This window comes from Nitrospira sp. Vd2 (genome assembly GCF_979581665.1).
The window spans coordinates 134,970-153,840 of sequence record NZ_CEFZSK010000011.1 but is presented as its reverse complement, the minus strand read 5'-3'; the positions used below and the strand labels follow the sequence as shown (position 1 = coordinate 153,840).

Annotated in this window: 19 protein-coding genes; 6 read left to right on the top strand and 13 right to left on the bottom strand. The window is 61.0% G+C overall.

The features are described from left to right. Window positions 1-67: 67 nt before the first annotated feature. The 4 genes from AC1U7K_RS05780 (at window position 68) to bfr (ending at window position 5,763) form a co-directional block, all read left to right on the top strand. On the top strand, window positions 68-1,576 hold the full coding sequence (locus AC1U7K_RS05780) for an Rne/Rng family ribonuclease (protein WP_480249959.1): 1,509 nt from the start codon (window positions 68-70) through the stop codon (window positions 1,574-1,576). 66 nt (window positions 1,577-1,642) lie between these two features. Next, window positions 1,643-2,770: a DNA-processing protein DprA gene (gene dprA, locus AC1U7K_RS05775; protein ID WP_480249958.1), complete on the top strand. Its 1,128-nt coding sequence runs from the start codon at window positions 1,643-1,645 to the stop codon at window positions 2,768-2,770. 68 nt (window positions 2,771-2,838) lie between these two features. After that, window positions 2,839-5,169, top strand: a complete 2,331-nt coding sequence (gene topA / locus AC1U7K_RS05770; protein ID WP_480249957.1) for a type I DNA topoisomerase — start codon at window positions 2,839-2,841, stop codon at window positions 5,167-5,169. A 120-nt stretch (window positions 5,170-5,289) separates the two neighbouring features. Beyond that, window positions 5,290-5,763, top strand: a complete 474-nt coding sequence (gene bfr / locus AC1U7K_RS05765; RefSeq protein WP_480249956.1) for a bacterioferritin — start codon at window positions 5,290-5,292, stop codon at window positions 5,761-5,763. Between the two features lie 293 nt (window positions 5,764-6,056). Here the strand turns inward: bfr and AC1U7K_RS05760 are convergent, their stop codons facing one another. The 6 genes from AC1U7K_RS05760 to AC1U7K_RS05735 form a co-directional block, all read right to left on the bottom strand. After that, window positions 6,057-6,860, bottom strand: coding sequence for an HD-GYP domain-containing protein (locus tag AC1U7K_RS05760; RefSeq protein WP_480249954.1), 804 nt, complete (start codon window positions 6,858-6,860; stop codon window positions 6,057-6,059). 93 nt (window positions 6,861-6,953) lie between these two features. Then, a complete protein-coding gene (locus tag AC1U7K_RS05755) occupies window positions 6,954-7,463 on the bottom strand; it encodes a hypothetical protein (protein WP_480249952.1) in 510 nt (169 codons plus the stop codon). A gap of 11 nt (window positions 7,464-7,474) precedes the next feature. Further along, window positions 7,475-8,155, bottom strand: a complete 681-nt coding sequence (locus tag AC1U7K_RS05750; RefSeq protein WP_480249949.1) for an FMN-binding protein — start codon at window positions 8,153-8,155, stop codon at window positions 7,475-7,477. Next, entirely contained in the window at window positions 8,140-8,595 is a 456-nt protein-coding gene (locus tag AC1U7K_RS05745) for a DUF3576 domain-containing protein (RefSeq protein ID WP_480249946.1), read from the bottom strand. Before AC1U7K_RS05745 ends, AC1U7K_RS05750 begins: the two co-directional genes overlap by 16 nt. 49 nt (window positions 8,596-8,644) lie before the next feature. After that, window positions 8,645-10,159 (bottom strand): hypothetical protein, encoded by a 1,515-nt coding sequence (locus tag AC1U7K_RS05740; RefSeq protein WP_480249943.1) that lies wholly within the window; start codon window positions 10,157-10,159, stop codon window positions 8,645-8,647. A gap of 96 nt (window positions 10,160-10,255) precedes the next feature. Next, on the bottom strand, window positions 10,256-10,447 hold the full coding sequence (locus AC1U7K_RS05735; RefSeq protein WP_480249941.1) for a hypothetical protein: 192 nt from the start codon (window positions 10,445-10,447) through the stop codon (window positions 10,256-10,258). 245 nt (window positions 10,448-10,692) lie between these two features. Between AC1U7K_RS05735 and AC1U7K_RS05730 the strand changes: the two genes are divergently transcribed. Both AC1U7K_RS05730 and AC1U7K_RS05725 read left to right on the top strand, forming a co-directional pair. Further along, complete coding sequence (locus AC1U7K_RS05730; RefSeq protein WP_480249940.1) at window positions 10,693-11,271, top strand: hypothetical protein; 579 nt, start codon at window positions 10,693-10,695, stop codon at window positions 11,269-11,271. Window positions 11,272-11,281: 10 nt separating this feature from the next. Further along, entirely contained in the window at window positions 11,282-12,310 is a 1,029-nt protein-coding gene (locus tag AC1U7K_RS05725; RefSeq protein WP_480249939.1) for an FAD:protein FMN transferase, read from the top strand. Here AC1U7K_RS05725 and AC1U7K_RS05720 read toward each other — a convergent pair. From AC1U7K_RS05720 to AC1U7K_RS05690, 7 genes are all read right to left on the bottom strand, one after another. After that, complete coding sequence (locus AC1U7K_RS05720) at window positions 12,276-13,352, bottom strand: TonB family protein (RefSeq protein WP_480249937.1); 1,077 nt, start codon at window positions 13,350-13,352, stop codon at window positions 12,276-12,278. The two genes, AC1U7K_RS05725 and AC1U7K_RS05720, sit on opposite strands and share 35 nt — an antisense overlap. After that, a complete protein-coding gene (locus AC1U7K_RS05715; protein WP_480249936.1) occupies window positions 13,349-13,723 on the bottom strand; it encodes a biopolymer transporter ExbD in 375 nt (124 codons plus the stop codon). Before AC1U7K_RS05715 ends, AC1U7K_RS05720 begins: the two co-directional genes overlap by 4 nt. After that, window positions 13,713-14,138, bottom strand: coding sequence for a TonB-system energizer ExbB (exbB, locus tag AC1U7K_RS05710; RefSeq protein ID WP_480249935.1), 426 nt, complete (start codon window positions 14,136-14,138; stop codon window positions 13,713-13,715). The genes AC1U7K_RS05715 and exbB overlap by 11 nt, the downstream gene beginning before the upstream one ends. Before the next feature lie 78 nt (window positions 14,139-14,216). Next, window positions 14,217-15,350, bottom strand: coding sequence for an ABC transporter ATP-binding protein (locus AC1U7K_RS05705; RefSeq protein WP_480249934.1), 1,134 nt, complete (start codon window positions 15,348-15,350; stop codon window positions 14,217-14,219). An 8-nt stretch (window positions 15,351-15,358) separates the two neighbouring features. Continuing rightward, the gene (locus tag AC1U7K_RS05700; protein WP_480249933.1) at window positions 15,359-16,945 is read right to left on the bottom strand and encodes an ABC transporter permease; all 1,587 of its coding nucleotides are present in this window, start codon (window positions 16,943-16,945) and stop codon (window positions 15,359-15,361) included. Window positions 16,946-16,957: 12 nt separating this feature from the next. Further along, window positions 16,958-17,983, bottom strand: coding sequence for an extracellular solute-binding protein (locus tag AC1U7K_RS05695; RefSeq protein WP_480249930.1), 1,026 nt, complete (start codon window positions 17,981-17,983; stop codon window positions 16,958-16,960). Between the two features lie 94 nt (window positions 17,984-18,077). Further along, window positions 18,078-18,509: a Fur family transcriptional regulator gene (locus AC1U7K_RS05690; protein ID WP_480249928.1), complete on the bottom strand. Its 432-nt coding sequence runs from the start codon at window positions 18,507-18,509 to the stop codon at window positions 18,078-18,080. Window positions 18,510-18,871 lie beyond the last annotated feature (362 nt).

The window sequence follows — 18,871 nt, the reverse complement described above, 5'->3', positions numbered from 1 at the left end:
GTGCTCCATTACGGCTGGTCCCGCGTCACGACGCGAGTCCGGCTCCGGCGAATTGCGGAGGACAGTTATGGGGAGAGATATAGCGATCAACGCCACCCGCGAGGAAACGCGGGTGGCCGTGTTGGACAACAATCAGGTCAGTGAGCTCTATGTTGATCGGGCGAAGCACAAGGATTTCGTCGGGAACGTCTACAAAGGGAAGGTGATCAAGGTCCTGCCTGGAATGCAGGCCACGTTCATCGACATCGGGCTGGAGAAAGCGGCGTTCATGCATGTGTCCGATCTGGCCATCGACAGCGAGCCGGGGGACACACTGCTCGAGACCGAGGACGACGACAAGAGCGCGGAGATGCCGCGCCCGCGACGCCAGACGAGCAAGCCCATCGAGGAGCTCCTGCATGAGGGCCAGGAGCTGATGGTCCAGATCTCCAAGGGACCCATCGGGACGAAAGGCCCGCGTGTGACAACCTACGTCTCGCTGCCGGGCCGCTACCTCGTCTTCATGCCGAACGTCGAGCACATCGGCGTCTCCCGCCGCATCCCCAAAGATGAGGAGCGCGCGCGGCTGAAAGAGATCATGAAGCGGCTCCGCCAACCGGGGCATGGGTACATCGTGCGTACGGTGAGCGAGGGCGTCAAGGAAGAGGACCTTCGCTCCGATGTCGAATTCCTCAGCGTGCTCTGGCAGGAAATCTTGAAGAAGCGCGACCATCTGCCGGCCCCGAGCTTGCTCCATACCGATCTCAGCTTGGCCTTTCGCGTGGTCCGCGACCTCTTTACCACGAAGGTCGAACGGCTGTGGGTGGATTCCCGCGAAGAATATGAGGCGATCAAGGACTTCGTGCGCCGCTTCCTGCCCGAGCAGGCCTCCCGAGTGCATTACTGGGACAAGGACGAAAGCCTGTTCGACCATCTCGGCATCGAAATGGAGATCTCCCGCGCGCTGAACCGGAAGGTGTGGTTGAAATCGGGCGGATACATCGTCATCGACCATACCGAGGCGATGACGGTCATCGACGTCAACACCGGTCGCTTTGTCGGGAAGCGCGATCAAGAAGAAACGATCCTCAAGAACAATCTCGAAGCGGCGAAGGAAATCGCGTATCAGATACGCCTGCGCGGGATCGGCGGGATCATCATTATCGACTTCATCGACATGGAACGCGAGAAGAATCGCGAAAAAGTCTACCAGGCGTTCGTCGACGCCATGGCGAGCGACAAGGCGAGGATTCGCATCTCGCGCATCTCAGACCTGGGCCTCATCGAGCTGTCGCGCGAGCGGGTACGCGAAGACATTTTGCGGACGTTGTCGGAACCCTGCCACTACTGCGACGGGCGCGGGTACACGAAATCGCCCACCTCCATCGCGTATGAGGTGTTTCGTGATATTCGACGGATCGGCCAAGAAGCACTCGATCGAAAAATCGTGGTAGGCGCGCATCCGGCCGTCGCCGGTCTGCTCCTCGACGAGGAGCATGAGGGCGTGGAAGAGCTTGAGCGGGAATGGAAAACCAAGGTCGTCGTAAAGGCCGATCCGATGCTGCACCTCGAACAGTACGATTTGGTCCTGCTATGACACACCACCGATCACCGCGCCTGCGGCTACTCCCCCGGCAATCATCTCCGGTGTCCTGATCACCCCGTGCCGTCTCCTGGCTCCCTCCAGTCGTGGCTGCTCTTGCGTGCCATCCCGGGCCTGGGCGATGCGACCTATTGCCGGCTGGTTCAGGCCTTCGGCGCGCCTGAGCGCGTCTTCGCCGCTTCATCAGAAAAACTGAGGGCGGCGGGTGCGGGGCGTGCTACGATCGAGGCGCTGCACAGCGGCGTGTCGGAGTCGGCAGGCAAGACCGTCGAGGACGAACTTCGGGCCCTTGATCGCATCAAGGCGGCCGTCGTCGTATTCACCGATGCCGATTATCCTGCCCGGCTCCGAACGATACCGGATCCGCCTCCGATCCTCTATGTCACTGGTCGATTGAAACCGGAGGATCGCCACTCGGTTGCGATTGTCGGCTCGCGAAAAGCGACGCCGGCGGGGCGCATCTTCACCGAGCAACTCAGTCGGGAGCTGGCCGAGCTCGGCCTGACGGTGGTCAGCGGCTTGGCGCGTGGCATCGACGCGGCAGCCCATCGAGGGGCGGTGTCCGCCGGGGGCCGTACGGTGGCCGTGCTCGGCTGTGGCATCGATCGCACCTATCCGCCCGATCATCAGGCGCTGCGTGCTGAGGTGGAAGAGCATGGTGCGGTCGTCAGCGAGCTGCCGCTCGGGGCTCAGCCCCATGGGTATCATTTCCCCCGGCGCAACCGCATCATCAGCGGGATGAGCCTTGGCGTGATCGTGACGGAAGCGACGCTGGAGAGCGGATCGTTGATTACCGCTCGCTTGGCTGCCGACCAAGGACGCGAAGTTTTTGCCGTGCCGGGATTCGTGAAGGCCGAGACCAGTCGAGGACCAAACTCGCTCATCAAGCAAGGCGCGGCGCTGATCGAACGGGTCGAGGATGTGATCGAAGCCCTGCTCCCGCAATTCGACCCTGAGCTGCAAGCGCGGATCAGCCTCCGCACTCAGCCGTCGTCACCCGCCGCTCCCGCAAAGCCCGACGATCGAGAGGCGCGCGTCTACGACCTGCTCACATGGGATGCCGTTCACATTGATGAACTGATCGAACGGTCGGGACTCGCGCCGGCTGATGTATCCAGCCTATTGCTTTCCCTGGAATTGAAAGGCTTACTTCGACAGTTACCGGGACATTCTTACGTTCGGCTATAATGGTAGGGTAGAAACGGTTCGTCACAGCGAGCAGAACACTTGAACAGCGAGTCGGACATGGAGTTGCAATGGCGAAGTCACTGATCATCGTAGAGTCGCCCGCGAAAGCGCGGACCATCACGAAGTATCTGGGGCGCGGCTACACCGTCATGGCCTCGGTCGGTCATGTGAAGGATCTGCCGACCAGCAAGCTCGGCGTCGATTTGGAGAACGATTTCACCCCGCACTACGTCACGATCAAGGGGAAGTCGCAGGTCCTCTCGGATATCAAGAAGAAGGCGAAGGAAGTCGACAAGGTGTATCTTGCGCCGGACCCGGATCGTGAAGGGGAGGCCATTGCCTGGCATATTGCCGAAGAGATCAACGGCAAGGGGAAAAGCAAGGACAGCAGGATCTTTCGGGTGCGCTTCAACGAGATTACGGAGTCCGCCATCAAGCGCGCGCTCCAATCGCCGGGCCAAATCGATATGCGCTTGGTGAATGCGCAACAGGCGCGACGGGTGCTTGATCGGATCGTCGGGTATCAGGGGAGTCAGTTATTGTGGAAGAAGGTCCGTCGCGGACTGAGCATGGGCCGTGTCCAGTCGGTGGCGGTCAAGCTGATCTGCGATCGCGAGCGTGAGCGCGAAGCGTTCCGACCTGAAGAGTACTGGTCGATTACCGCGACACTGGCCGGCAAGAACCCTCCGCCGTTCGCCGCAAAATTGCACAGCATCAACGGGCAGGATGCCCGTATTCCGAACGCCGAAGTGGCCGACCGGATCGTTGCAGCGGTGCAGGGCCGAGAGTTCGTCGTTCAATCGATCGAACGGAAAGAGAAGAAGCGGAACCCCGTCGCGCCGTTCATTACCAGCCGTCTCCAGCAAGAGGCGGCCAGAAAGCTGCGGTTCACGCCGAAGAAAACGATGACGCTCGCCCAGCAACTGTACGAGGGTATGGAGATCGGCGCCGAAGGCCCGGTCGGCTTGATCACGTACATGCGCACCGACTCGACACGCATTTCCAGTGAGGCGATGGACGAGGTCCGGCAGTTGATTGACGCGCGCTTCGGTCGCGACTATTTGCCGACGAGTCCCAACGTGTACAAGACGCAGAAGGCCGCGCAAGAAGCCCACGAAGCCATCCGGCCGACCTCCGTGAGCCGCGACCCCGAGTCGATCAAGCAGTATCTCGACCGGGACCATTACCAACTCTACAAATTGATCTGGAACCGATTCGTGGCGTCCCAAATGACGCCGGCGGTCCTCGACGTCACCCGAGTGGACTGTGTGCCGCAGGGCACGCCCGAGACATATGTCTTCCGCGCGACCGGGACGATCGTCAAGTTTCCCGGTCATACGATCGTGTACCGTGAGGGGACGGATACGGAAGGCGGCACGACGACGGCGAATGGCGCGCAAGAGGCGGACGAGGAGAGCGAGCGCCAGCTCCCGATGCTGACCGAAGGCGAGCGCTTGCGGTTGGTGGCGCAGGACGGGCAGCCCGTGCCCGGTTTGCTGCCGAAGCAGCACTTCACGCAACCGCCTCCGCGGTACAACGAAGCCCTGCTCATCCGGGAGTTGGAAGAAAAGGGGATCGGCCGCCCGTCCACCTACGCGACGATCATCTCCACCATCCAGGAACGCAAGTACGTGGAGAAAGTGGAAGGACGGTTCGTCCCGACCGAGACCGGCCGAACGGTCAACGACTTCATCGTGAAGGGCTTCCCGGATATTCTCGACGTCGAGTTCACATCGCAAATGGAAAAAGAATTGGACGAGGTCGAGGAGGGCGAGAAGCCCTGGGTGCACGCGGTTCGCGAGTTCTACGAACCGTTTACCAAAGATATGGCCAAGGCCGAGAAGATCTTGGGGCCGAAGGAGATCGTTGAGCCGCCGACGAACATTCCCTGTGAAAAATGCGGCCGGATGATGGAGATCAAGTGGGGCCGGAACGGGAAATTCCTCGCATGCCCCGGCTACAAAGAAGATCCGCCGTGTAAGAACACGCAGAACTTCGAGCGGCTACCCGATGGCACGATCAAGATCGTGGCCAAGCAGGAGCAGACGACTGACGAGAAGTGTGAGAAGTGCGGCTCGCCAATGGTCATCAAGACGGGACGCTTTGGCAAGTTTATCGCCTGCTCGGCCTACCCGGCCTGTAAAACCACGAAGCCGATTCCGCTGGGCGTCAAATGTCCACAGGACGGCGGCGATCTCACGCAAAAGCGGACCAAGAAGGGGCGCACGTTTTATGCGTGCAGCAACTATCCGAAATGCGAGTTTGCGATGTGGGATCGGCCGGTCAACAAACCGTGCCCGAACTGCCAGGCGCCGTTTCTGATCGAGAAGTACAGTAAGCAGGCCGGCACGAGCGTGCAGTGCCGGAACGAAGAGTGCGGGTACAAAGAGAGCGCGTAGACCGATTGTACGCGTTGCCATTGCGCTGACAGCCCGCATCGTATTTCCCGCTTGCCAAGCGATCCTGCCCGTGAAACGATGCGCCGAGCCTCACCTCTCTATTTCCCATAGGAGCCATCGATGAAAGCCAAAGACGGGGTTCTCGATCGATTGAACAAGGTCTTGACGGCCGAATTGACGGCCATCCATCAATATCTTCTCCATGCGGAGCTCTGTGACAACTGGGGCTACGAACGGTTGCATCACGAGTTGAGCGGGCGGGCAAAGGAAGAAGTGGATCACGTCGGCGGACTCATTCACCATATTGTGTATCTAGAAGGAGCGCCTGATTTACAGCGTCTTGGGACAGTGACCGGCGGTCAATCGGTCCCGGACCTCCTCACCGCCGACCTTCGGCTCGAAGAGGAAGATGTGACGCTCCTGCGTGAAGCGATCACCCATTGTGCGCAAGTCGGCGACTACACGTCACGGCACAAGCTGGAAGAGATGGTCAGTGAGTCGGAGGAGCACATCGACTGGCTCGAGCGCCAGCTCCGAACGATCAAACAGGTTGGCTTGGAGAACTACCTCGCCGAACAGATTAAGGATGAGTAGATCAAGGATGGGTGAGCGACGTCGCTCGGCGAGCCAGTAATTTCATCAGCGCTGCCCCACTCCAGCCCATAATCCTCTTCAGCCGCTCCGTTCTCGTTCTCGGCACTCCTTTTGTATCCACGAAGCCGGTTCGAATGACTGCCGGCTCGAAAGCGTACCGTGTCGCTTCCGATGAGCGCGGCCTTCGGCTTGAAGTGCCGCCAGTGTGATCGCGTACGTACAGCGGTGGCATTGCCAGAAGGCTCCGGTTGAACAGAGCGAGCGCTGCCGGCAGCGGGGACAATCGAGCACGGTCATGGCTGATTCTCCCGATCTGCCGAATTGAACCGACGCGCATTCCGCGACTCCCGCCGTTCGTGAACACCACCCGAGTCATTGGGCTCGAATCGCGCCGAATAGAGGAAGGGCGAAGGCCCGGAGGAACCGAGGCCTTCGCCATGGAGGGCAGGTGGCACATCCTGCCCTGAGCAATCACGACTCGTTATCGCCTCGTCGCCGTTCAGGACGCAGGCAGCGAACGGTTCCATCAACGCGGGGTCGAGTTGAGAGCCGGCCACGAGGCGAAGGAGACCGATGGCGAAGGGCACCGCATCTCGTCTACATCTGCCAGTGTCGGAGAAGACGGCATCAAACGTATCGGCGACGGCGAGAATGCGTGAGCCCAGCGGAATCCACTCGCCACGGATTCCATACGGATAGCCGGATCCGTCCCACCGCTCATGATGGTGAGCGATCAGGACGGCCGCGCGGTGGAGAGACGGGTAGGGCAGGAGCAACCGGGCGCCGGCGCGTGGATGCGACTGCATCAGGACGTATTCTTCCGTCGACAATGGCCCTTCTTTTTCCAGCAATTCTTTTGGCAACGTCACTTTTCCGATATCGTGCAGGAGCGCCGCATGCACAAGATCGAGCAGTGAGGCGGCCGGCAGGCTGAGCCGTCGACCGAGCGAGCCGGCATAGTGTGCCGTTCGTATCCCATGTTCCACGAGAGACGGGCTCGCCGCCCACATTTGCTTGAGCAGCATGAGCAGTGTCGGTAACACGATTGAAGCGCTGTCCCGCGTTCTCGTGATGGTGCTGGAACCGCCCTGATTCATGATGAAGCCTCCACCTAAAAAACAGAGCCCAAGTCCGTACAACGGGCTTGGGCTCTGGACTGACGTCGCGGGCCTGCGCTATGTCGACCGGAATTATTCCTTCGCGTGCGCCATCAGCGGGCGTTTCTTTACCCACATCTCATGGAGCGGGATGGCAAACATCACCAAGAAACTGACGAGCATCGCCATGTCGCCCGTGAGCATGGTCAACACAAAGATCGGTGACACATAGCTGATGAGCCATGGCGACACGAGATCAATGATCACGCCGCCGAACGCAAGCCACGTCATCGAGAGTTTGATGCCCGGGCTTGCGGTTGTGAGATACAGCACGTGTACCAAGATCATGAACACGACCGGCATTGTGAACAAGTGAAAATGGGTGATCTCCGCGAGCTCGCGGAACGACATCGGCTCGCCGAATGTCGCGTCCGATCCTCGGTAGTGGTCGGCAATCCCCTGTGGACTCAAGCCCGTCATGCTGTGCGCCCAAAAAAAACTAAAGGCGAATCCGGCGAGCATCAACAAGAGAAACAGTGTGTAGACGAGCCGAATGTGCCGATCGCTGTCGCGAAGGCGAAACCGGGCGTTGAAATTACGCATCGACGGTCATGTCAGTTCCCGAACAGCATGCCGAAAAATCCCTTTTGTGCCCGGCGCCCTTCCGCCGTGTCACTGCCGAGGCCGATCGGTTTCAGATAGAACTCATCGACGAGGACGAGCACGCGTTTGACCCCCGCGCTCATCGAACGGACCGACATGGTGGCGCCGCTGATGTTGATGATGTCCCGATTGATCCGCACCGGATCCAAGACCGTCTTGCCTTCGTACTGATAGCTGAAGCGCTTCTTGCCGACCTCGCTGCCCCGTGCTTCTCGAAATACGAGCAACTCGACACAGGACACGCGGCCGCGGGCATCGACGCCCACCATGTACGTCATCGGCTTGTGCTTGCCGATCGTGTTCTGCACCATCGCATAGCCGTCGACTTTGCCGCCCTTCTCACCGACGTAGATTTCGAAACTCGTTTCCGGGAACCTCCACCCGATGCGCGATTCGACGCGCGCTTTTTGTTCAGGCGAGAGGTCGAGCCGTTCTTTTCGCACGCTATCCGACTTGGCAAAAATCATGTTGACCGCGTCTTCCTCGGTCATGAAGACCTCGGCATGACTCATTTCCTGCTCGGTCAAATAGCGCTTGAGCTCGTCGTCCCAGATCCGCTCGGCGCGAACGTGGCCCGGCGTCACGAACAGGAGCGCGAACAAGATGAACCACGGTGTCATGTGGACGAACATCCTCGATCCTTCAATTTGTTGTTGACTTGGTTGAGCACGCCGTTCATGGCTTCTTCCGATGGGTCCACCGGAGTCCATTTCGTCGCCAGTTGCGTCACGCCGCCACGGAGATGCCACCGCTGGCGTTGCTCGCTCACGGTGACCGATGCCGAGCCATCTCGTGTTCGATCCACCGTCACGGTCATTCGGGCCCGCTCTTTGTTGTCGAACGCATCCCGTTGAAAGGCGCCGAAGCCTCGCTCTTTGGCCGCCATTTCAACCCATCCGGTTTCAATGACGCCGGCGGCCTTGTCCCGATTGGTAACAGGAAACCCTTTCATCGCATCGAGCGTCGCGTCCCACACCGTGTCATACGTGCACGTGAAGGTTCGCTGCTGTTCCAGGCTGGCGCACCCATTCAGGACCGCGATGACCACGCTAAAGAAGACGATGCGATTCACAGGGGCCCTCGATGCGGCGTGGATGGGCATGGCCCATCCACGCTCTCCGTTAGAAGTACGTCGCCGCCATCAACATGACGCCGTTGTCGTGAATCCGTTGGTCGTTTGCTTGATTCGTCGCCTTCATGTCGAAAAAGTAGCCGAACTTGAACACCGTGTCCTCGACGGGCCGAAAGTTCAGCCCCAGCGTCAACCGCTGCAGGTCGCCGAATCCTCCGGGATTATCCTGGTTGGTGTTGACCTGATCCCAACGGACGACGGCCGTGAACGTCGAGCCCTCGCCGAATCGCTTTGGCGCCCAGCGCGCGAGGAATTCCGGCATGAAGTGGTAGTTGCCTTGAATGTAGTAGCCGCTCATTCGCTGCGGGGGGATGCCGAGCCCGCTGTTGCCGCCGATCCCGGTCAGCAGAGAACCCGGCTGCACACCGCCGTTGATCGAATTGCCGGGAATCGCCCGAGAATTATCTTGGATGTAGACCCACGCCGCTTCGCCGATGAGCTCCCAGGGTCCGCGTTGCAGCGTCCAATCAACAGCCCAAATGCTCATCGGGCGCTTGCTCCACGGATCATATGACCCGTGGTAGCCCGAGCCGGCCACTTCGACGCCGAGAAATGGACTGAATGCGAGACGGCCGACAATGGCTTTTCCGTTGTTGATGTCGAGCCCATCTGACGTGAAGCACTTCCGTTGGCGCGTGCCGCGTGTCCCGTTGATTTCGTTCGCGGACGGCGTGCCGTTCGATGTCGTGCCGCATGGGCCGGTCGTCACGTAGAACTCATAATCCAGTTTCGACAGGCGCGACGGGTAAAACGTGCCATAAAACCCGGCCCCCGTTTCCGACATCGTCGTGGGGATGATGAATTGATCCACCAGCGGCCGCGCGGGCAGATCGTTCAACGGCGAGTCATGCAGCAGGTTGAATTTGCCGACCGGCAAGAGAATGATGCCGGCGCGCAGGTTCACTTGTTCGCGGACCAGATAGTCGATCGTCGCGAACTCGAGGCCGAACTCCAATTCGTTCTCGGATGTCTCACGAATACCATGCTCGATCTCGAGTTCCGCGGCCATTTTCACGTGCTCGGTAATGTCCGCATAGATGAACGGGACGAACCGCTGCTGATCGAAGCTGCTGCTCACGCCTTGCCCCGTAATGCCGCTCGTGCCGTTGTCGATGCTCGGCTTGCGACTGTTCTGGTAGAAGATGTCCATATAGCCGCCGAGAATCGCCTTGGGCGCCGCGACGAACGGCTTGGCATAGACGAGACGACCGGAGCCGGTGGACCCGAACGACAATGGCGCCTGCTGCTCGCGGCGAAGATCCTTTGCGACGTCCGGTAGCGAGCCAATGCCCGGTTCGGCGGGCTCTTCCGTCGGTCGCAGAATTTCCGGCCTCACCACGTCTGGCCTCGTCCCTTCTCGTTCCCGCTTTTCTTTCTCTTCGAGTTCCTGAAAACCTTTTTCCAAACGTTGGAGTCGTTCTTCCAGCGTCCGGTCTTGGGCGATCGCCGGTGAAGCGACCGCAGCACACACGATGATGACCGTGAGTCTGAACCACCTGCCCATGGCATTCCTCCTCTAGGCTGTCGTTGGGCTTGGCTCGGGACTCGACGGTCTCTGACCTTCTGAGATCGAATCGGCTGTGTCAGTCCTTTCGGTGACTCATGGCGGCGCCTGCGGCCATCCTTCGATGCCGCTGAATGGGATAATGACGAGGCGGCGGCAACGCTTGCACTTCAGTTCGATGCCGTGGCCGAGCAGCTTCGCCATCAATTGCCCGCACTCGCACCGTGCTTCGCTGTCGCGAGGACGGGTCTTGGCGCGGGCGCTGTCCGATGAAGATGTCATTGGCATGACGCCTAGTTGAAATTGAGAACGATTCTTAATATCTCATGGCGCCGAACGCTGTCAAGGGAAAACTGTATTGGCGATCGGCCCTCTGTGAAGGCGCAAAGCCGATTGGGCTCGCAGGCGTTGATTGCGAGGCGGTTGGGCGAGGAATTCCGATATAATGCGCCGTGGCATTCCGCCTTCTGGGCTGTCAGATGATCCACCGTGTTCCCGTTTACCGAAGAGCGAGCGTCGGCTTGACCATCGGCATGATCCTGATCGCAACCTCTCCCGGCTGCACCACTCGGCTGCCCGCGGTAGCAGAAGACCTGCCCCCCAACAAGCCGGTGGTGTTGGGCCGCGCCGTCTCGGTGTTACTCGGGCCCACGACGCGCTGGTATCTGCCTGCCGTTCGCTTTGTCGAGCTCGTCAACCGCGACACCCATGAGCGCTATCAGGTGTTGCTGGAAGCGGAGGACCGCCGGTTTGCGATTGAAGTCCCGCCCGGACCCTATGAGTTAAGCCGGGTGCAAATCAGTGAAGGTCCGTTCATGTCGATGGCTGATCTGCAGGCCGTGTTCACCGTGGCCGATACCGGACTCGTCTCGGTCGGCACGTGGCGGTTCGGGATCGAGACGCCGCAGTATGGACGAAAGGTCGTCGTCTCGATCATCGAAGATCCGGAGAGCGCGCGGGAATCCGTGCAAAAGTTTCTGGAGGAGCATCCCGATTGGGAGGGACAAACGGTGACGAGCAGCTTGCCGGAACCAGCGGTCCTGGAGACGCGACTGTATGAGGTCGCGCCCTACCCCCGTAACCCCCGTTATTTTCGGCGGCACTGGTGGTAACGGTGCCGGCGTGACCTTCCCCGTAGTCCGAGTGCTCACGCTCTTGCTTCCCCTTGTGCTCGTCCTGATCAGTTGCCGCTCGCCTCAGCCTGCCGGCTCCACCGCAATCGAGAAGCGCAGTCAACTGCTGATGGGGACGCTGGTCTTCGTCACCGCGGTCGCGCCGGATGAGCCCGCGGCGGCGGCCGCCGCCGCGGCCGCGTTAGCGGAAATCAAGCGCCTCGAAGGCCTCTGGAGCACGTGGATTCCCACGAGCGATCTCTCACGGATCAATGCGGCCGCCGGACGCCAACCGGTGTCGGTCAGCGCCGAGACGATCGACCTCATCACGCAGTCGCAAGAGATCGGTCGGCTCACCGACGGCGCGTTCAACATCGCAATCGGGCCCGCCGTCTCTGCCTGGGACGTGAACGAGCAGCAGCGGATTCCGACGGATGAAGAGCTCGCGCGGCTCCGGCCGCTCGTGGACTTGACCGCTGTTCAGGTGGACGAGCGAGCGCGGACGGTCTTTTTGAGGAAGGCCGGCATGCAGCTCGACATCGGCGGCATCGGCAAAGGGCTCGCGGCCGACTACGCTGCCGCAGTAATGAAGCGGGCGGGGGCGACGGCCGGCATCGTGGCACTCTCCGGGGACATCAAGACGTTTGGCTCTGTGCCGACGAGTGTCGGATCACGGTTTGGCGTTCAGCACCCCCGTGAGGAGCACGCGCTGCTGGGTACGGTCACCTTACAGGATGAAGCGATTTCAACGGCCGGCGACTATGAGCGGTTCTTTGAACGAGACGGCGTGCGCTATCACCACATTCTCGATCCGGTGACGCTCAAGCCCGCCCGCGGTTGCCAAAGTGTCACGGTCGTCGCGAAGGACGGTGTGATGGCTGACGGGCTGGACACGGCGATCTTCGTGCTGGGACCGGAGCGCGGGATGCAATTGGTCGAGCGGCTGCCGAATGTCGAGGCGGTGATCGTCGACGATGCAGGCGGCGTGCGGGTGTCGTCCGGGCTTACCGGCCGGTGGTCGCCTGGTCATCCACCGTAAGCTTGGCGCGTTGGAGGAGACGGACGTGTGATCGGCCGAGAGGATGATCGAGCTTGATCGGCGAGAGTCGACGATACGCTTCGATGGCTGCTTGATCGAGTGTCTGATGCCCCGAGCTTTCCTGGACCTCCACGATCAATTCGCCTGTCTCCTTCACCGTCACTCGAAGAACGACCCGACCCTCTAACCGTAACAGCCGCGCATCGGGCGGGTATTTGAACGCGGCCTGGAATTGGCTGGCCAGCATCTGCCCCAGCCAACCGTAGTCCGGCTTTCCTTGTGAGGCCAGATGGGCTTTGGCTTCCACCATGTCGTGCTGAGCCGTCGCCGGTTGTTCAGCAGATGTTCCAGGGTGACTGCTCGCCGGTTCGGGGCGTCTAATTGATGGAGGAGCAGCCGACTGCTGCACCGGCTCGTGCCTCACGTCCTCCCGCGTCTCGCTTGCCGGTTGAGTCACGGCCGCGTCACGCTGAGCGGGTGTCGACAGCTGAGTGGCCTGTGGCGTTCTCTCCGAATCTGATGGTGTTTCTGATTGTTCCCTCTTCGCCACCCGCTCATGAGCAGTGATACCAGCCTCAGGGGCGCGCGCCGTGGTGGCATTCGCTACGGCGGTCGGTTCGGGTTTCGGCGAGTGCTGAGCGGGGGTGGGTGGGAAGGCCTGTGGTGTCTGATCGCCCGAAGAAGACTGCGACGTTGACCGTTCCCGCCGGGGCGCTGGAGCGCGGCGAGCGTCGGCCCTTGCATGCGTTAATCCGGCCTCGACCGGCTCGGCGCGCGCCGGCACGGCGGGAGGAGGGGACGCAGCGGAAGGCGATACATCGGCAGCCACGGTGTCCGAAGGAGCGGTACCTTGAACGCCGGAGGCATGATCGGTCGATGTGGAAGGGGCAGCGCCGAGCAGCGCGACGTCCCAACGGAACGGCTCCGGCTGAGGGGCGAGGTGGAGGTCCGACAGGGCTATCATCGCGGCCGCGATCAGTGAGACGTGCATGACGACGGATAACAGCCAGCCGGCGGCATAGCGGGGCGCGGTCGCCGTCATGAGCGCACGACCTCCAGGCTGACCTGCTGGAATCCCAGGCCCCGGACGTCATCGACGAGTTTGACGAACCGCTCCAGCAATGTGACGCGATCGGCGCGGACGACGACGAGCGATTCGCGGGGATGGGTCAGCAACGCGGTCTTCAAGCCGTCTTCCGACACCGGCTGATCATTGAGGAAGAGGCTGCCGTCGGCAATCAATGTGATCACGAGTGGAGTGTCATGGCGGTCCCCGGCCTCTTTCGCTTTCGCCAGGTCGACGGGAATTTGGCCGGTGGAAATGAACGTCGCCGTCGTCAGGACGATCACCAAGAGCACCAGCATGACATCGACGAGCGGAATGACGTTGATCTGATCGAGTTCACGATCCATGTTGGCTCTTGTACAGCATGACCAACTCGGTCACGCGGCGGCGAAGGACGTTGTTCATGACGACACAGGGGATCGCCACGAGCAACCCCATTGCGGTGGCCTTCAAGGCCAAGCTGAGGCCGATCATGATCGTACTGACCGCCATCGTTCCGGCCGTCCCCATCGTCTGAAACGTCAGCATGATGCCGAGAACCGTGCCCAGCAAGCCGATGTACGGGGCGTTCGCGGCGATGGTCCCGATGACGACCAGGCGGCGGGTCAACGCAATTTCACAGAGCTGGTGTGTGGGGAATTGAGCAATGTCCACGCGGCGGTAGAACAACCAACGTTCGATTGCGACGGCGACGGCCCAGATGCTGAGCGCGATGAGTAGGCCGATCACACCGTAATCCACGACGTTCTTGAGGGCATCCATGATTGACCTCGCTTACGGGGAACATAAACATACGACGATGCCAGAACAGCCGGATCGTGTCAACCGGAGAGCGGCTGGTCAACAGGGAGTCGTCGACGGGCCGGCTGTTGGGGCGGCAAAGAGGACGGTGTGAGTGGCAATGATTTGGAGTTCCACCGCTGTGCCGGTGGGATAGACGTACGTGGACGATTCGGTGCTGTGGACGAGGTGACCCGATGGCAAGGCGATCGTATACAAATTTTCCGAACCACGAAACTGACGGGAGAGGATGCGGGCCTTGGCGTCATCCGAGGGTGTAATGTGCACGTCGTCCGGCCGGATCATCACGACGACGGAGGTGCCGGTAGGGAACAGGCGCTCGTTTGGAAAATCGCCCAGCTCGGTGATGACCTTGTCGTCCTCGACCTTGCCGGGAATGAAATCGGCTTGACCGACAAAATCGGCAACGAAGGGAGACGCAGGCATATGATAAATGGCTTCGGGCGTGTCGAGCTGCTCGAGCCGTCCGTTGTTCAGCACGGCGATCTGATCCGCCATGGCGAACGCTTCCTCGTGGTCGTGCGTGACGAGGACGGCGGTCGTTCTCGTTTGACGCAAGAGCTGCAGGAGGTCTTCGCGCATCTTGCCCGTCATGTCCGGATCGAGGTTACTGAAGGGTTCATCCAGGAGCAGGACGACCGGCTTCGGCGCGAGCGCCCGCGCCAACGCAACGCGCTGTTGCTGGCCCCCCGAGAGTTGATGCGGGTACCGGCGTTCCATGCCCGTCAAGCCAACCATGGCGAGCATCGTCTCGACCTGAGCCGCGCGTTCTTCGGCGGTCAGATGGCGCAAGCCGAACGCGACATTGTCGGCGACCCGCAAGTGAGGGAACAAGGCGTATTCCTGAAACACCATTCCCACACGCCGTTCCTCGGTCGGGATCGCCACGTGCGGCGCAGAGACCAGTCGGCCTTGCAGAAGGATCTCGCCGGAGACCACCGGCTCGAACCCGGCGATCGCCCGGAGCGTCGTCGTCTTCCCGCAGCCCGAGGGTCCCAGCAAGCAGACGATGTCCCCTTCTTGTGCCGTGAGCGACATATCGGCGATCGCCGGCCGGCCTACTTGATAGGCACAGGTCACCTTGCGCAGTTCCAGCACGGTCGGCCGAGCTGTGCCGTTTACCTGGAGGCCGGGCTTCCTCTGCGTTCCGATATCCCGAGTCAGCGCGGACACGAGCCTCCTTACGCAGCTCGCCAGTCTCTCTTGACGAGCAACACCAACGCGGGCAGGGTCATGAGCACGATCAACAAGGCGGCCGGGGCGGCCAATCGAAAATATTCTTCACTGGCTTCAAGCCACACTCGCACCGCCAGCGTATCGAACCCTACCGGTCGAAGGAGCAAGGTCGCGGGGAGCTCCTTCATGCACTGCAGAAAGACGAGGACCCAGGCGACGATGAATCCTCCGCGCACCAAAGGCAACGTCACGCGGCGCAGCGAATCGAACGGCGTCGACCCGAGACTCCTGGCCGCCTCTTCCAGGTTCGGCGTCACCTGCTGCAGCGCCGGCTCCATCGTTTGCAAACCGGCCGGGAGAAAGTGCACGACGTAAGCCACGATGAGGACGAGAATCGAGCCATACCAGAACGGCGCGAGATGCGAAAACAGCATCAGGACGGCCAAGGCGCCGACGGGGCCGGGAAGCACATAGCCGGCATACGCGGCCTGTAAGCACCACAGATGGAAACGGGACGAGCGTCGTGTCGCCAGATAGGCCAACGGCGTGCCGAGGAGGATCGTCGCGGTTGCCGCGATGCCGGAGAGCAGCGCGCTGTTCCAGATGAAACCCAAGAACCGCGCGTCGACGGTGCCCTCCGTCGTGCTGAGGAACGTCCACTGGATCAACAACCCGGCGGGAACCAGAAAGGACGCCCCGAGGACGAATGCACAGTAACCCGCTGCCAAAATATTGCCCAACAGACCGAGCTGGGTGCGAGGCGCAATCCGATACCGGCCGGTCGTTTGGTAAAAGCGGCTTTGTTGACGGAACCAGCGTTCGGCCACCAGGAACAGCAAGGCAAAAGCGACAAGCAGCACGCTCAGCACGGCCGCCGCCGCATGGTCGTATCGGCCGGTCATCTGCTGGTAGACCGCGTACGTGAAGGTTTGATAGCGCAGCAATGAGACGGCGCCGAAGTCCGAGACGACATACAAAATCACCAGCGACAGGCCGGCGACGATGGCCGGCCGGAGCAGCGGCAATGTGACGCGCCGGAGAATGCCAAGCCGGTCCACCCCGCACGCGCGCGCGACCTCCTCGAACGACACGTTGAAGGTAAGCAATGCGGCGCGAGTGAGCAGGTAGACGAACGGAAACGTGTCCAGCGTCATCACGAGGACCGCGCCGGCAAGGCTCTGAGGCGGAAAGATCCGGGCCCCCGGCCCCGCCACCAGTTGCCAGATCTGCTCAACAGGGCCGCCCATCCCGAGGAGGTACGTGTAGATGTATGCGAGCACGTACGTCGGCATCGTGAGCGGGAGCACCAGACCCCACTCCCAGACACGCCGGCCCCAAAAATCGTAGCGGACGATCAGCCAGGCCAACGAGACACCGAGCACCAACGTGCCGATGGAGACGCCGAGCGCAAGCCACGCCGTGTTGGCCAGGAGCTCGGGGATGCGGGTGTGCCACAAACGGGCCCACAGGGACGGCTGTGCCGTGAGCGCCAGTCCCGTCACGTACACCAACGGGAGAAACACGAACACCGCCACGGAGATTCCGAGAAACGACAATGAGGTGGGAAACACGTGGCGGAGTGAGGCCGTCATCCTAGGTGCCGATCAGCGAAGTCCGGCCTTCTCGATCAACGCCATGGCCGGCTCTCGCAGATCGCCGAGACGTGTCAACGGCACAGCCGCCGCCCGGAAGTTCTGGCGGGCAGGAAGCGCCGGGTCCGGCTGAATCTCCGGGTTGAGAGGATATTCCTTGTTCAAGTCCGCAAACATCTTTTGGCCTTCGGGTGAGATCAGAAAATCGATCAGGCGCTTTGCGAGATCGGTATGCCGGCTGGATGCGACGATGCCGGCACCCGCCGCATTGACGATCGCGCCCATGCCGCCAGGTTGCTGATCGGGCATCAGCGGTGCGATCGGTGCGTTCGGTTGCGTCTCGAGATGTCGATAAATGTAGTAGTGGTTGACGATACCGACGGCCGCCTGCCCCTTCGCCACCGCCTCGACGATCTGGGAGCTTTTCCCATACACCTGCGTCCCGGCATTCGCTTTCAGTCCCTGTAAGAACTGCTCGGTTCGCTGATCCCCGTACACCGCTTTGATGACCGAGACGCCGGCCTGCAAATATTCGCTGCCGGCGTTGGGAATCGCGATCTTGCCCTTCCAGCGAGGCTCGGCCAAATCGAGGATCGAGGTGAGGTCACCGGGCTTCACCATCGTGGTGTTGTACACGACGATCCAAAAGCGTCCCGAGATGCCGATCCAGCTATTGTCCGGCGCACGATACTCGGCCGGAATCTTCCCGTCATACGCCTGGCTGCCCAATGGCAACAGCAGCTTCAGCTCCCGCGCCCGCTCGAGACTACCCACATCATTCGTGATGAACACGTCGGCCGCCGTACGCGGCCCCTCCGCTTCCAGGCGATTGACGAGTTCCGTCGTGCCGGAGGACAGCAGGTCGATGTGAATTCCGGACTTGGCCTGAAACGCATCGAGCACGGGCTTGATCAGCCGTTCGGCCCGCCCCGAGTAGACAACTAGATGGTCGGCTGCCGTTGCGATCGGCGGAGAGGGGGCAGATGCGAAGCCGATCAACAGGGCGATGAGAACAATCTGGCAACGTCGGAGGAGCATCAGCGAAGAGGAGGGCGACGGGCCCGCATGGTCAGGTGACAGAGATGAAATTGATTCATGGTCTCAATAAGGATATCAAAAAAAAGCCGGAACCTCAATGGCGGCACCCCGCGCAGAGACCGTAGAGTTCGAGCTTGTGGGTGGTGATGGTGAAGCCGTTGCGGCGGGCGACTTCTTCCTGGAGGCGCTCGATGTCGCAATTCTCGAACTCGACGATCTTCCCGCATGAGGTGCAGATGAGATGATCGTGATGGCCTTTGTGCGTCACATTGTCGTATTGGGTCTGGGTGCCGAAGTGTCGCGCTTGCGCGAGCCCTGCTTCGCAGAAGAGGTTCAAGGTGCGGTAGATCGTGGCGAGGCCGATGTGCGGATCCTTCTTCGCCAATTGGCGGTACATCTGTTCCGCGGTGATGTGCTCATTCTTCAAAAACACGTCGAGGATTTGCTCGCGTTGTCGCGTGAGCTTGAGTTGATGCTTGGCGAGATGGTCCTTGAGTGCCGAAATTTCCTTTGTATGCTTCCGCACGACTTGCACCACCGGGGCAGTATTAAACAAGGAACAGCGGGGGACGGTCAAGCGGGGAAAAGCCACAAGAGAGCATGGACGGAAAGAGCTTCCGTTGGGACGGTGCGATGCCGGTGAGGAAAAGTCGCGTCCGGCAATGGACGCGACAATCACGGTTGGCATCCATTCCATATCGTCGCGGAGGCGATCCAGCAGACTAGAACCTACTCAAAATCACCTTTCCCGCAGTCGGAACGGGGGCAGCGGCGGAGCGCCATCAGAGCGGCGCGGCGACCCGCTCAGCGAGGCGACGGCGTCCTGGTGGCGCCTGCTGTCCGAAGGTGCGTTCAGCACAGCACGGACGCACCAAGTTCAGGCGCCCC